General features: G+C 68.4%; 19 protein-coding genes. 2 read left to right on the top strand and 17 right to left on the bottom strand.

Features of this window, described 5'->3' with window-relative positions:
- Window positions 1–32: 32 nt before the first annotated feature.
- The 14 genes from ACFY01_RS27915 to ACFY01_RS27850 form a co-directional block, all read right to left on the bottom strand.
- Entirely contained in the window at window positions 33–1,406 is a 1,374-nt protein-coding gene (locus tag ACFY01_RS27915; protein WP_390738480.1) for a tyrosine-type recombinase/integrase, read from the bottom strand.
- Window positions 1,403–1,576: a helix-turn-helix transcriptional regulator gene (locus tag ACFY01_RS27910; RefSeq protein ID WP_390738578.1), complete on the bottom strand. Its 174-nt coding sequence runs from the start codon at window positions 1,574–1,576 to the stop codon at window positions 1,403–1,405. Before ACFY01_RS27910 ends, ACFY01_RS27915 begins: the two co-directional genes overlap by 4 nt.
- A gap of 11 nt (window positions 1,577–1,587) precedes the next feature.
- Entirely contained in the window at window positions 1,588–2,970 is a 1,383-nt protein-coding gene (gene repSA / locus ACFY01_RS27905; protein ID WP_390738577.1) for a replication initiator protein RepSA, read from the bottom strand.
- A 14-nt stretch (window positions 2,971–2,984) separates the two neighbouring features.
- Window positions 2,985–3,650 (bottom strand): SAM-dependent methyltransferase, encoded by a 666-nt coding sequence (locus ACFY01_RS27900; RefSeq protein WP_390738479.1) that lies wholly within the window; start codon window positions 3,648–3,650, stop codon window positions 2,985–2,987.
- Window positions 3,647–3,886, bottom strand: coding sequence for a hypothetical protein (locus ACFY01_RS27895; protein WP_390738478.1), 240 nt, complete (start codon window positions 3,884–3,886; stop codon window positions 3,647–3,649). Before ACFY01_RS27895 ends, ACFY01_RS27900 begins: the two co-directional genes overlap by 4 nt.
- 5 nt (window positions 3,887–3,891) lie before the next feature.
- Complete coding sequence (locus ACFY01_RS27890; RefSeq protein WP_390738477.1) at window positions 3,892–4,089, bottom strand: hypothetical protein; 198 nt, start codon at window positions 4,087–4,089, stop codon at window positions 3,892–3,894.
- 89 nt (window positions 4,090–4,178) lie between these two features.
- Window positions 4,179–4,505 carry a SpdD-like protein gene (locus tag ACFY01_RS27885; protein WP_390738476.1) on the bottom strand — a complete coding sequence of 109 codons (327 nt, stop codon included), beginning with the start codon at window positions 4,503–4,505 and terminating at the stop codon, window positions 4,179–4,181.
- 26 nt (window positions 4,506–4,531) lie between these two features.
- Window positions 4,532–4,687, bottom strand: a complete 156-nt coding sequence (locus ACFY01_RS27880) for a hypothetical protein (protein ID WP_390738475.1) — start codon at window positions 4,685–4,687, stop codon at window positions 4,532–4,534.
- 16 nt (window positions 4,688–4,703) lie between these two features.
- Window positions 4,704–4,898: a mobile element transfer protein gene (locus tag ACFY01_RS27875; protein WP_390738474.1), complete on the bottom strand. Its 195-nt coding sequence runs from the start codon at window positions 4,896–4,898 to the stop codon at window positions 4,704–4,706.
- Between the two features lie 22 nt (window positions 4,899–4,920).
- A complete protein-coding gene (locus ACFY01_RS27870) occupies window positions 4,921–5,592 on the bottom strand; it encodes a DUF2637 domain-containing protein (RefSeq protein WP_390738473.1) in 672 nt (223 codons plus the stop codon).
- Window positions 5,589–5,861, bottom strand: coding sequence for a hypothetical protein (locus tag ACFY01_RS27865; RefSeq protein ID WP_390738472.1), 273 nt, complete (start codon window positions 5,859–5,861; stop codon window positions 5,589–5,591). The genes ACFY01_RS27870 and ACFY01_RS27865 overlap by 4 nt, the downstream gene beginning before the upstream one ends.
- A 78-nt stretch (window positions 5,862–5,939) precedes the next feature.
- Entirely contained in the window at window positions 5,940–6,134 is a 195-nt protein-coding gene (locus ACFY01_RS27860) for a hypothetical protein (RefSeq protein ID WP_390738471.1), read from the bottom strand.
- A 2-nt stretch (window positions 6,135–6,136) separates the two neighbouring features.
- Window positions 6,137–6,343 (bottom strand): hypothetical protein, encoded by a 207-nt coding sequence (locus ACFY01_RS27855; protein WP_390738470.1) that lies wholly within the window; start codon window positions 6,341–6,343, stop codon window positions 6,137–6,139.
- Window positions 6,327–6,812, bottom strand: coding sequence for a hypothetical protein (locus ACFY01_RS27850; protein WP_390738469.1), 486 nt, complete (start codon window positions 6,810–6,812; stop codon window positions 6,327–6,329). The genes ACFY01_RS27855 and ACFY01_RS27850 overlap by 17 nt, the downstream gene beginning before the upstream one ends.
- Before the next feature lie 188 nt (window positions 6,813–7,000).
- Here ACFY01_RS27850 and ACFY01_RS27845 point away from each other — a divergent pair, with 188 nt between their 5' ends.
- Window positions 7,001–8,086, top strand: coding sequence for an IS630 family transposase (locus ACFY01_RS27845; protein ID WP_390738468.1), 1,086 nt, complete (start codon window positions 7,001–7,003; stop codon window positions 8,084–8,086).
- Here ACFY01_RS27845 and ACFY01_RS27840 read toward each other — a convergent pair.
- Both ACFY01_RS27840 and ACFY01_RS27835 read right to left on the bottom strand, forming a co-directional pair.
- Window positions 8,083–9,420, bottom strand: a complete 1,338-nt coding sequence (locus ACFY01_RS27840) for an FtsK/SpoIIIE domain-containing protein (RefSeq protein WP_390738467.1) — start codon at window positions 9,418–9,420, stop codon at window positions 8,083–8,085. The two genes, ACFY01_RS27845 and ACFY01_RS27840, sit on opposite strands and share 4 nt — an antisense overlap.
- Before the next feature lie 2 nt (window positions 9,421–9,422).
- Window positions 9,423–9,779, bottom strand: coding sequence for a hypothetical protein (locus ACFY01_RS27835; RefSeq protein WP_390738466.1), 357 nt, complete (start codon window positions 9,777–9,779; stop codon window positions 9,423–9,425).
- 423 nt (window positions 9,780–10,202) lie between these two features.
- On the opposite strand from ACFY01_RS27835, the gene ACFY01_RS27830 reads away from it, so the two are divergent.
- Complete coding sequence (locus ACFY01_RS27830; protein WP_390738576.1) at window positions 10,203–11,246, top strand: XRE family transcriptional regulator; 1,044 nt, start codon at window positions 10,203–10,205, stop codon at window positions 11,244–11,246.
- Here the strand turns inward: ACFY01_RS27830 and ACFY01_RS27825 are convergent.
- Window positions 11,230–12,024, bottom strand: coding sequence for an NUDIX domain-containing protein (locus tag ACFY01_RS27825; RefSeq protein ID WP_390738465.1), 795 nt, complete (start codon window positions 12,022–12,024; stop codon window positions 11,230–11,232). The two genes, ACFY01_RS27830 and ACFY01_RS27825, sit on opposite strands and share 17 nt — an antisense overlap.
- Between the last annotated feature and the right edge of the window lie 443 nt (window positions 12,025–12,467).

Raw genomic sequence — 12,467 nt, 5'->3', positions numbered from 1 at the left:
ACCCGAGGGGCCCACGCCTGGCACAGCAGTGATCACTCGTACTCGCGCAACAGCTCCTCGATCTTGCGGTTAGCGATCTCTCGCCGACCGTCGATGCACTTCGCGTAACGGCTCAGCAAGACCTCGACACTGTTACCAGCACGCTCGGCAACCTCGGTCGGGTCGACGCCGGAGTTCAGCCACGTCGACAGCGCCGAGTGCCGCAGGTCGTACGGACGTGCGGCAAGTGGCGAGGCGACAGCAGCCGGCGGCAGCGCCAGCGCCCGCGCCTCCTGCCACACGCGGTAGTACGTCGAGGAGCCAACCACTCCCCCGCGTTCGTTGGTGAACAACCGCCCGTCCGTCGCGCTGCCGAACGTTTCGAGGTGCTGACGAAGGATGGTGACGAGCTGGGGCGGGATCGGTACGAGCCGGACCTCCTCCGCCGGCCGGTTCTTCAGACCCCGGTGGTCGTGGGTCTCGCCAGAATCCGTCCACTGCTTCCCGACACTGGGGCGCGTCCGGTTCAGCAGGGCTGTTCCCCAGCCGATCTCTGGCAGCTTCAGGTCCGCTTTGGCGAGTCCTACAGCCTCAGCGGGGCGGAAGGCCCCGTAGTACATGCAGGCGAAAAGGCCGACGAGCCGACGACCACGGGCCCGGCCATAGCCACCGACATACGAGACAGCAGTCAGCAGGGCCCGAGCCTGCTCCGGATTGGCCACCACTCGGGGATCGACTTCCCCGGCCACCTTCGGCTTCTTCCAACGGATACCGGTGATCGGGTTTTCGCTGAATTCTCCAAGGTCGACCGCATAGTGCAGCGCGTTGACCAGGGTCCGACGCTTACGCCGAACGGTTTCCGCAGCTGCCGCCGTACCGTCGAGCTTCAGTTTGAGCGAGTCCAGGACTGCCCTACCGATCGCAGCGTCACCGAGGTCGGAGAGAGGACGCGATGCCTTGGCCACCCAATGCAGCGTGTTCGCGATTTCGGTCGGCAATTCGCGATCACTAGGACCCGGCAAGACGAAAGCCCAATTCCGTAGTGCCTTCCTGAGCAGATCGTCAGACGGCCGCCCCGGACGATCGTCGAGAAGTAACACGGTGACGGCCGTCAGCGACTCGTTGATCCCGTTGCGCGTGTTCGGCGCAGCGTGGGGCCACTTCATGGCGAGGTACCTCAGAGCGAATGCGTACCAAGTCATCGAAGGAGCCTTCTCGATCATCGAGTCAGGCAGCCCGGTGACCGTGTCGAACTCTTCACCATCGCGCGCGGCACGGAGAAGCTTGGACCGGTAATGGTCCGCAAGCCCCTTCGTACGGAACTGTTCGGAGAACACATTGCCGGCAACGGTCCACCTGATGTCATACGACGACTTCTTGGTGCTTCTCTTGCGAACGCCCCAAACCTTCACGTCGAGGGACTTCATGCGGTGACCCTCTCGCGGGCATTGAGCCATGCGTTGAAGTCACTGCGCCAGACGCGCAACTCGCCGTTGGGCAACTTGAAGGCCTGCGGCGCCTCCCCCAGCTCGCGCCAGCGGTAGAAGGTCCGGCGTGATATGCCCTTGAGTTCGGTGCAGACATCCCGCACTGTCATCAACTCGTCTTTCACGTCAGCTCCCCTTCTTCCGTGATTTGGTCGCGTAGGGCTTCGCGGGCGGTTTCGCGGTTGATCTGGAGGTCCCGGGCGATCGACGCGGCGAGGGCGGATTCACCGGGGGTGTGGCCGTGGCCGGCGTACTGCCAGTCGGCGAGGACCAGGACGGTGTCGGGCGCGGTGTCGTCGAGGCCGAGGGATTGGCGTTCCTGGGTGGCGCGGTAGTCGGCGCGTGCTTGGCGGAGGGCTCCGAGGGTGGTGGAGTAGCGGCGAGACTTGGAGCTGAAGTGCCCGCGGAAGCCGAGCATGTGTGCCCAGGCCCACAGTCGGCGGTCGGGATAGACCTCATCGAGGTCACGGCATGCGGTGATCAGGCGGCGGGCGTGGTCGGGGACGCCGTGTCGGTCGAGTTCGGACAGTTCACCGATCCGGCGGTCGAGGGTGCCGGTGTTCTCCGCGGCTTTGGTGGCGTACTTGGCGACGTAGGAGGCGACGGCCTGTTCGGTGAGGTCCGTGCCGTCGCCGAAGGCCTTCACGGGCCGGACGTCGAGCTGCTTGCCCCAGCGCAGGCGCCAGCCGTTGAGGTAGCCCGCTTCCTCGTTGGGCGGCACCGTGATCGTGGTGTACGGGTGCACGGCGGCGGCGCGGATGGCGTCGGTGAGCAGCTGTGTGCTGGCCCAGGAAGGCGGCGCGGAGTCCGGCCCGTCAGGTCCGTCGAGACGGATCACGGCATGGAAGTGGATGGCGCCCCGTTTCTGGAATTCGGCGACCTTGCCGTAGGAGACGCGGCAGGTGTCGGCGAGTTCGCGCTGTGTCAGCCCGGCACGCTTGGCGATCTCCCGGCGGAGCCGGTTGGTGAAGCGCATCCACAGCTCGCCGGCGTGGTTGTTGAAGAGCACGGTGCCTGCGTAGTCGTACGACCACGGATCGAGCGGGGTGCCGAGGGCGGGATCGTCTTCCCTGTGGTGGGTGCCGCAGCGGCAGGCGCCACGGTCGGGCCGGTTGTGGACCGGGCCGAACGAGGGCGCGGTGAAGGTGGCGAAGACCCTCGGGTGATCTCGGACGGTGGCCGGGATGTCCTTGTCCGCGTCCCCGGCGAGGCCGGCGCGGATGAGGTGGTAGGTGTCTCCGGCGTAGGTCCAGGCGCAGGCCGGGCAGCGGGAGGCACGGCGGTTGCCGCAGGCTACGCGGAGGCGTCCGCCGGGCTCACCTTCGGTGGTGTAGTGGTGCAGGGTCTCGCCGGTGGTCTTGTCTTTGTGCAGGACCCAGCCGCGCAGGTGGATGGGGTCGGCGCAGCCGCCGGTGCGGCGGATCTGGTCCTGCCAGCGGTCGAAGCCGGGAAGCCCGGCCACCCTGAGCGCGTCGGCGAGGGTGACCGGGTCCAGGCCCGCCATGGTGGCGGTGTGTGTCACGCAGCCACCCCCAGGAGGGAGGCGTGCATGGCGTTGCCGATCCACTGGGTGTAGGCGGGCGGGATGCACTCGCGGATGCCGTCGCGGCTCATCCAGGACACGTCCATGTCGTCACGGGCTTCCTGGACGCCGGAGAAGTTTCCGACGTAGTGGGCGAAGTGCCCGGCAGCGCGGGGGCGGCCCATCTTCGTCAGGGGCGCGGTGTGCCGAGGGTGGCGGGGCGGCGTGAAGGTGAAGCCGCCGCCGGTCTCGAACAGCCGGTGCCGGTAGGTGTGCATCCCGAACACGGCCGCACACATGGTGACCGGGGCGCGCAGCTCGGGGGCAGCCTCCTCCACGTTCTCGATCACCCAGGGCCGGCCGGTGGCTTCCAGGGCTGCGCGGGTCGGGGCGATCAGGTCGGGGTGGTCGCGGCGCTGGATGCGCTGGGCGAGCGTGTAGCGCTGGCAGGGCGGTGAGGCGTGGATGAAGTCGAACTCTGCGCCGTGCTCGCGGACGAAGTCGATGGCGTCGGCCTGGATGAACCGGAGCGGGTAGCGGGGCTGCGGGACGATGTCGACGCCGGTGACGTCGAACCCGGCGAGGCGGTAGCCCATGGAAGCGCCGCCTTGGCAGCAGAACAGGTCCAGCACCCGCAGGCCGTTGGGGAGAGCAGTGTTCATGACCGGCGCCCCCGGTTGTGCGCGGGGCCGTGGTTGGTCTTGTAGTCGTCGATCAGGCCGGCAGCGTCGTTGCCCGTGGCGGATTCGGACTTGCCGCAGCCGCCGCAGTGGTAGGAGGCCTTCGGGGCCGTAGCGGTGCTCTGCCACCAGCGACCGGGGTCGTCGTGGCGGCGGTAGATCGGTTCGGCGGAGATGTGCAGGCCGGGCGTCTTTTCGTTCGGCGTCAGGTCGGACACAGCGGTCACCTCCCTGCCACGGCGGTCGGGCGCTGGCCGACGGGCACGGTTCCGGTGCCGTGGCAGGCCGGGCAGTCGACGGGGAGGGTGGTCAGGTGGCCGTGGTCGTCGCGGTCGCCGAGGGAAATAGCGGCAGTGGCGAAGCCGTCGCAGTTCGGGCAAATCCGCGTGGTCGTGGACGTGGCCGGGCTGGTGCCGGGCATGATGGAGGTTCCTTCCGGTTCTGTGGATCGGACAGGGAAGGCGCCCGGAGCGGCGGAAGTTTGGCGACCGAGGCCGCTCCGGGGGCCGGTCAGCGTCGCTTGGCGTCGGTGGTCACCAGGGAGCGGATGACCAGGGCGCAGATGGCGACCGAGACGCCGGTGATGGCGACCGCGAGCAGCATCGAGACCAGGACCGCGCCGACGACGAGGACCACGGCAGTGCCGCCGCCGATAAGGGCGAGCGTGCTCCCCGGGGTGAGCTGGATCGTCGGCCGGGACGAGGCCGGGGCCGGGGGCGCGTACGGGGCAGCCGACGGGGCCGCGGGGGCGGGGGCGATCGTGGTCGGCTGTACCGCAGTGGGCGGTGTGACTGCGCCGGTCGGAGTCGGGTTGGTCGGGATCTTCGGGTGCAACATCGAGCTGTTCTCCCTTCCGGGTCGGGTTACTTGACTGCGGTGCCGATGGCAGGGGCGAGAGAGCTGGAGGCGAGGAGGTAGCCGCCGAGGAGGAGCACGGCGATCAGCCACCAGGGCGGGCGGATGAGCTTGATGCCGACCAGGCCCAGACAGGTGATGAAGAACCACAGCGGGACGGACATCGCGGGACCGTCGCCTTCAGCGGACGGGGCAGCGGTGGCCGCGGGCGGCGACCATGGCGGCCTCGTAGGTGTCGTAGCCGCTGGACCAGCCGCACTCTTCGGCCTCGCAGGCGGCGACGTACTTCATCTCGCCGGTGCGCTTGTCGACGCCGCCGCCGACGTGGGTGGTGCCGATGCGGTGCAGGTCCTGCCAGAGCTGGAACAGACCCATGGGTAAATCTCCCTTCCGGGATTCAGGTGAGTTGGGCAGCGATCGCGTTCGCTAGCGGGGCGGGGACACCGAGGCGAGCGCGCAGGGTGTCGGGGTCGATCCGGGTGCCGGTACGGGTGTGGTGGTCGTCGGCAACCTTGCGAGCGTGCGCGACCAGTGCGGCCGGAACTGGCACAGCCGGAGCATCAAGGGGCTCCACCGGTTCGGCGGCGGGCAGAGCTGGCGCGTCGTCGACGGCCACCGGAACCGGCTCGGGGTCGGGCTCTGCGGTGGGCGCAGAGGCCGCGACGCTGGGCGCCGACGAAGCTGGCGTCCGGTCCTCGGCCGGGGTGGGGGTGTGGGTGAGCAGGGTGCCGCCGAGGAAGGCCAGGGCGGGCCACCCGGCGATGCCGAAGCGGAGCCAGGCGGGCGGGTGGGCCAGGTCGAGGAAGCCGGCGGTGGCGACGTTGGCGCCGAGTGAGGCGACCAGGGCGATGAGGAACCAGCACCAGGCCAGCCGGGAGCGGTGGGCGCGCAGCCGTCGCCAGGCGGCGACCAGGAGCAGGTCGACGCTGATGGGGTAGGCCCAGGCTTTCCAGCCGGATTGTCCGGCAGCGGCGGCGAGGTCGTGCAGGTGGGCGAAGGACAATGCTCCGGCGATCACGGCCTGTACGAGGACCGCGTCCGGGCGAAGGCGACCGGTGGGCCGGGTCATGCCTGCCTCCGAGGAGCCCGGCCCAGTGCGCGAGCCACGGTCTCACAGTCAGCCGTGGTGAAGGCGGTGCGAACTCCCGAGATGGACAGTCCGGCCGCTTCAGCCAGCGAGGCCAGGGTGTACGGGCGAGGGCTGGTGAACTCCCGGGCGTAGGCCAGGTGGGCGCGGATGTGCCGGTCGATCTGCTCCCGCTGTTCTCGCAGGGCAGCGAGCTGACGCAGGAAGTCGTCTGAGGTCAGGTCGTCCAGGGCAGTCAGTGGCTGAGGCATGACGGGGTGTCTCCTTCCTGGCGGTCGTGCCGGGGCGGGGCGGGGATTGAGGTCCGGTCGCCCAGCCCCGGCGGGTTTTCAGTCGGCGGTCGCTTCGCCGGAGCCCCAGCAGGTCAGGCACACGGCGGACTGTCGGGCGTCGGTGGCACGGCCCTTGCGGGGGCCGACGCGGACGGTTTCGGTGATCTCGCCGTTGCCGTCGCAGTCCGGGCACTTCGCGGGCTCAGGCTTGGCGGCCTTGCGGCGGGTGGCGGGCCTCTTGGCGGTGGTCATGGTCACCACCCCTGGCCGGGGTATTCGGGACCCTCGTTCGGGTCGTAGTCGGGCGGGAACAAACCGGGCGGCGGCTCGGGCAGCGACGCGGCCAGGCACGGGCCGACGGAGTCGATGAAGTCCTGGTCGGAGCCGAACATGTCGGCGTACAGGGCCAGTTGGCCGAGCAGCAGAACGGTGCGCTGGAAGTCCTCACAGTGAGGGCACATAGCGCTCACCCACCTGAGGGCGACCGTTGGCTGTGGCGATGGCCGTCAGGACGCGGGCAAGGTTGGTGGAGTCCAGGTGGCTGAGCATGTCGCCGAGGCGGATCGAGACGCCGGCGTCGGCGAGCGAGGCCGCGAGGGTGAGGATGCCCAGTTCGCTGCCGGAGCCGACCAGTTCCGCCCGGTCCGGGTCGGCGAGCGTGGGCCAGTCGAGGTCGTAGACCTCACCGGTCTCGCCGTCGGCGACCATCAGGTCCTCACGCTGGGCGAGACGCGGGAGCCAGACGCCGTGCGCGGCGAGCAGCTCGATGGCGGCGGTGCGGTGGGGGCTACCGTCAGCGGTCTGTCGCAGGACGTCTTCCAGCTCCTTGGCCGTCCAGTCGTTGTCGGTCGCGTACCGGGGGCAGTCGCGTTCGTCGTGATCGGTTCCGGTTTCCTGGCCGTCGGTGTCGCCGCAGTGTTCGCAGAACATCGCGGGTCTCCTTCCGGTTTTCGGCATGGCTGGGGTAGGGACGTGACGCGAAGGCGGTCACGCCGGCCGTGGAGCGAGGGGAGCTAGTGACCTGGCCTTGAGTTCACGTTTCGCCACGTGAGTCGTCGTTCGTTTCAGATTGCGGTGTGGGTGGTGACGGCGGCTGCCGGCTGCGGTCTGCTGGGGGTGTGGGCGACAGCAGGCTGCAGCCGCTGGTGTTATCCGAGGACGAGCGGCTGGTGTTGCAGGGGTGGGCCAAACGCCGGACAACCGCGCAGGGGCTGGCCAGACGGGCCCGGATCGTGCTCGCCTGCGCAGACGGGCTGAACAACACCGCAGTGGCCGCACGGCTGGGGACCGATCGCGCGACCGTGCGCCGGTGGCGGACCAGATTTCTCCGGTGCCGGCTCGACGGGCTGTCCGACGAGCCACGTCCCGGTGTGCCCCGCACCATCACAGACGCCCAGGTGGAAGAGGTGGTGGTGCGCACTCTCGAAGAGGTGCCCGAGGGTGCCACCCACTGGTCGAAGCGGGAGCTGGCGAAGCGGGTGGGGATCTCCCCGACGAGCGTGCTGCGGATCTGGCGGGCGTTCGGGCTGCAGCCCTGGCGGACGGAGGACTTCAAGATCTCCCCGGACCCGCTGCTGATCGACAAGATCCGAGACGTGGTCGGGCTGTATCTCGCTCCGCCGGCGAACGCGGCAGTTTTCGCGGTGGACGAGAAGCCGCAGATCCAGGCCCTTGAGCGGACCGCTGCGGTGCTGCCGATGGTGCCCGGCACCCCTGAGCGGCGCAGTTTCGACTACCTCCGGCACGGCACCGTGGACCTGTTCGCCGCCCTGAACACCGCCACCGGCAAGGTCATCGGGAAGCTGTCCGCGCAGCATCGGGCGGTGGACTTCCGCGACTTTCTCGATGAGATCGACCGCCAGACCGATCCCGGCCTGGCGGTCCACGTGATCTGCGACAACCTCTCCGCCCACAAGGCGCCGGTCGTGCACAAGTGGCTTCTGACCCATCCTCGGTTCGAGCTGCACTTCACCCCGACCTACTCGTCCTGGATCAACCAGATCGAGCGGTGGTTCGCCGAACTACAGCGGCGATGTCTGGAGCGCGGCGTGTTCTGCTCACTCGACGACTTGAAGACCGCGCTCGAGGACTGGATCAAGACCTGGAACGAGCAGGCTCGGCCCTTCAGATGGACCAAGACCGCGGACCAGATCATCGACCGCATCTGCCGCTACTGCGACAGGATCTCCGGACCGGGACACTAGGCGGCTTGGGCCACCGGGGACGCCTCCAGGGGCGCGATGCCGACGAGCGGGCGGAAGCGGGCCAGCTCCGGCAGGTCGGGGGTGCGGTGGGCATGGCGGTTGCAGGCGGCGACGGCCTGCCGCATCGAGGTGTGCGGGCCACGGACCCGCATCCACTCGCCCGTCGAGTAGCCGACCACGGCCATCCCGCGCCGGGCGTTGGGGATCTGGGTGGCGGCGAACACCGCGTGCGGGGAGATGTCGCCGAACGCCATCTTCGCCGTCGAGACGTCGTTGACGCGGTGGACCATCCGGCCGGTGAGCTGGGCGCGGAGCATGGTGATGCCGTCACCGAGTTCGGAGCCGAAGCGCTGTCCGTAGATGTCGAGGAAGACGCCGGCCGCACGTCCGAGCTGGGCGAGGCGGACCAGGGCGTTGACGATCCGGTCGCGGCGCGGGTCGTTCTTCTTCGTGCTCAGGGTGAGTTCGGCGATCTCGTCGATCGTGACCACGACCGGCACCGGGCGAAGTTCCTCGGGCAGGTCCCAGATATTGGCGGCGATCTCCGCATCCGGGGTGTCGACGCTGATCTGCTGCTCTGCCCGGATCACGTCGTAGATGCCCAGCATCCGATCCACCAACGCTTCCAGCAGGTCAGCGGCGTCATCGGGGTTGTCGACCAGGGCTGAGAAGCGTCGGGCGAAGGGGCCCAGTTCGACCTTCTTGCAGTCGATCCCGACCAGCGCCACCGGCTGGGCCGCGAGCTCCTTTATGACGGTGCGCTGGGTGACGGACTTGCCCGACTGGGTGGCGCCGACCGTGACCGCGTGCGGGACCTCGCGGTAGTCGCGGTAATGGACCGTGCCGTCCTCCACCATCGCGATCGGGATCTTCAGCAAGCCCCGGTCGCCGCGGGCGGGCATCTGCACCCGCTTGAGAACGTCGTAGCCGGTCAGCGTGACCTCGATGACCCCGGGTTTGATCTCCCGTGAGGTGACCTGGTGGACGCCGAAGGAGTGGCGCAGTCGGTCGGCGGCGGCGGCGAACTCAAAGGCATCCTGTCCTGGCAGCAGCCGGAGCCGCAGCCGAAGCCCGGTCCGTGTGGGCTTCAGCCACAGCAGACGCGGCACCCGCTGCTGCGGGACCGGCCTGTCCATCCAGCGGGCCAGCGTGCGCCGCATCCGGGAGGCCGGAGCGGTCAGCCGGCAGGCTTCCATGACGCTGGCGTAGCGGTAGCTCACCCAGATCATCCGGAAGAAGACCCCGAGGGTGAGCCAGTACCAGACGGGGCGGCGCCACTTCAGCAGCAGCGCCAGCCCGGCCAGGACCGCCAGGGCGATCACTAAGCCCGTCATGGTCAGGCCGCCTTAGGCTTCGCCGGGGCCTGCGCCAGCGAGGTGGCCGCGACCGCGCGGAAGCTGATCCCGTGGCGCTTCTGGCCGTTGAACTCGTTCTCCCACGGCACGGCCACCAGGCCGGTCAGCGCGATCGGGGTGCCCATGGCCAGCTCACCGGAGATGTCCGGCTCGGCCACCGTCACCGTGATGACCTCCGCGTTGCCGTTCATCACGAACAGCACGTCGACCGTCATGAGCGTGTGACCGGTGTCCCGGTCCGTCGCGATCACGCCGTTGCGCTTGTCCTTCATCTTCGTCTGCGGGACCTGGGCGACCATCAACGTGGCGCCGTTGGTGTCGACGGGAATCTGACGCATGCTTGAACTCCCTTTCAGGGGGGCGGGAGCGGCGTACTTGCTTGGCGGTGGGTCGCCGCTCCTGTGCGTTGACCGAAGCCGCAGCACGCCGCGGGCACTTGCGCTTCCAACTGGTGCGCACCAGTAGATTGCATCTGGTGCGCACCAGATGTCAAGCAGTGCCGATGGCCTGGCGCTTCAACTCGCCTTGCTGCGACGGTTCTAGAGAACCGTTTCCGCCAACGGACCGGTAGCCAACAGGGGTTAACACCTGGCGCGTTAACCCCTCCCGACCTGCGCTGACGTTAAGGCATGCTGCAATTGGGGCTTGCAACCTAGGCAGGGCGGCGCGAGGTGGCGAACGGGCTGAAGTCAGCGAGGAGTGCGCGCGAGTGGTCGCAGGAGCGGCTAGTTCGCGAGATCGAACGCTATGCGCGACAGCACGTGCTCACAGTGGCCTCAACGGCAAGCCTGCGTGTGTACGTCTCGGAGTGGGAGAACGGCCGGCGCCCGATCTCAGCCCGGTACGCGAAGATCCTGCGCGCACTGCTCGGCGTCACCGACGAGGAACTGAGCGGCACAGCAGTCACCTTGGCGGCGCCGGCTGCGGCAGACGGGTACGACGAGCTCATAGGCCGGATCGATGCGGCTCGCAGCGTCAGTCTGACCATGGTGAAGACCTTCATGGACCAGACCGAGCTGTTCAGGACCATGGACCGCCAGATGGGGGCCCCGAGTCTCGTCGACCAGATGACCGCCCACCTCGGAACACTTGAGGACGCTCTGACCTTCGCCGTACTGCCTGATACTCGACGCCCAGTCGCCCGCGCGTTGGCAGGGGCGGCGACTCTCGCAGCGTGGCAGGCCCTCGACGTTGGGGCAGTCGAGCGCGCCTGGCGCCACTATGAGTTGGGCAAGCGAGCAGCCCAGGAGGCGGACGAGCCGATGTACCTCGCGCACGCCACGGCAGAGCAGGCCTACGTGCTCTGTGACGCGGGACGAGCCCACATGGCAGTCCAGTTGATACGCGACGCGCAGCGACTCGGCGGGAAGGCGATGTCCCCGCGCCTCACTGCCTGGCTGTACGCAGCCGAAGCCGAGATATGCGCTCGAGCTGGCATGCCCGACGAGTGCCGGCGGGCGCTCGAGAATGCCACGCGATGCCTGCCACCGGGAGAAGACGCCCGCGACCCGGACATGCTCAGCATCTTCCTGAACGAAGGGCACCTCACGAGGTGGCGGGGCAACGCGCTTGCGTTGATCGGTGACGACGAAGCCGTGGGCAACCTCTACGCGGCACTCGATACCGCCGATCCCACGTTCATACGAGCATCCGCAGGACTGCACTGCGATCTCACGCAGGCGCACTTGGCCCGCGGCGAGTACGACCAGGCGCACGAGCACCTACGCCAAGCTCGTCTAATCGCGAACCGTACGGGATCAGTACGTCAGCGACGCCGGATCGAGCAGCTCACGCAGCGTTTGTAGGCGAGGCGCCAGCACCCCGCGAGGCGAGCACATGCAGCAGGGCCACCAGCGTGCCGGAGCCCATCAGCTCACCACGCGCCATTAGCCCCGGAATGTCTGAGAGCGGCACCCAAGCGATGCGCCCGGCTTCTTCGAGATCTGTCGGCTCGCCAACGAGCTTGGCGCCGCGACCCACGAAGATTTCGTGTGGCGAGTCGACCATGCCCACCATGGGCTGGTACGTCACCACGTGCTCAAGAGCGTTCGGCCGCCAGCCGGTCTCTTCTTCGACCTCGCGCAATGCCGCCTGCGCGGGCTCTTCGCCCTCGTCGACGATCCCGCCGGGCAACTCCCAGCCGAACGACTGCGGGACGAAGCGGTAGCGCCACATCATCAGGACCCGGTCCTGATCGTCGATGACGGCAGCGATGGCGACGTGGTGTAGGCGCACCACGTGATGCTCGAAGCGGTCGACACCGGGAGGCTCGACATCTACGAGGCTGAGTTTTACCCAGCGGTTGTCATACACGGTTCGCTCACCGTGGATCTGCCAGGGCTCGACATCCGTCGGGGCCTCCGTGGTCACTGAGCGATCCGCCACCCGGTAGGAGCTGCGACCGTGGACCTCGATGATGCCCTCAGCAACGAGCCTGGCTAGCACCTGGCGCAGTGCTGTGCGGCCGATGGCCAGCTCTTCCGATAGCGTTCGCTCAGAGGGGATCTTGGAGCCTGGCGAGTACTTGCCCGTCGAGATCCACTCTCGAATGGCGCGGTAGACCCGCTCCGACTTCGGTCCCATCCGGTGAGCACACTCCTTGATTCATGTTGCGGTGACCGGACAAGCGTAGCGACCACATACCAAAGTCAGTAGGCCGTTCGCCGCCCTGATGATCGCCACGGGCGCGGTAGAACTTTCCCTACTTCATCAAGGCGGCTCGCTCCGCTCACCGCGCGCGGCCCGGCCCCCGGCCGGGCCTGCGCTCCTGCCTTCGTCCCGCTCCAGCCCGGCCGGCGCCCGTGCCGCGCTCATGACAATCAGTCGCCTGATGCCAGAGAAAGGGTGCGTCGTGGCTGGGGCGGTCGGCTCCACGGCTTTACGGAGCCACTTTGGCGCGAGCCTCGAAGATCATGGCCCCAACGTCGTGCTTTACCGGGCAGGTCCACAGACTGCCCGACGCGCCGGAAGCTTACGGGGCCATGATCACTCGCGCCAAAGCAGCGCCACCCCAAAGCCGCTCCACC

Origin of the sequence: Streptomyces sp. NPDC001480 (genome assembly GCF_042894725.1) — a bacterium.
GTDB lineage: Bacteria > Actinomycetota > Actinomycetes > Streptomycetales > Streptomycetaceae > Streptomyces.
This window is presented reverse-complemented; position numbering and strand designations above follow the sequence as displayed.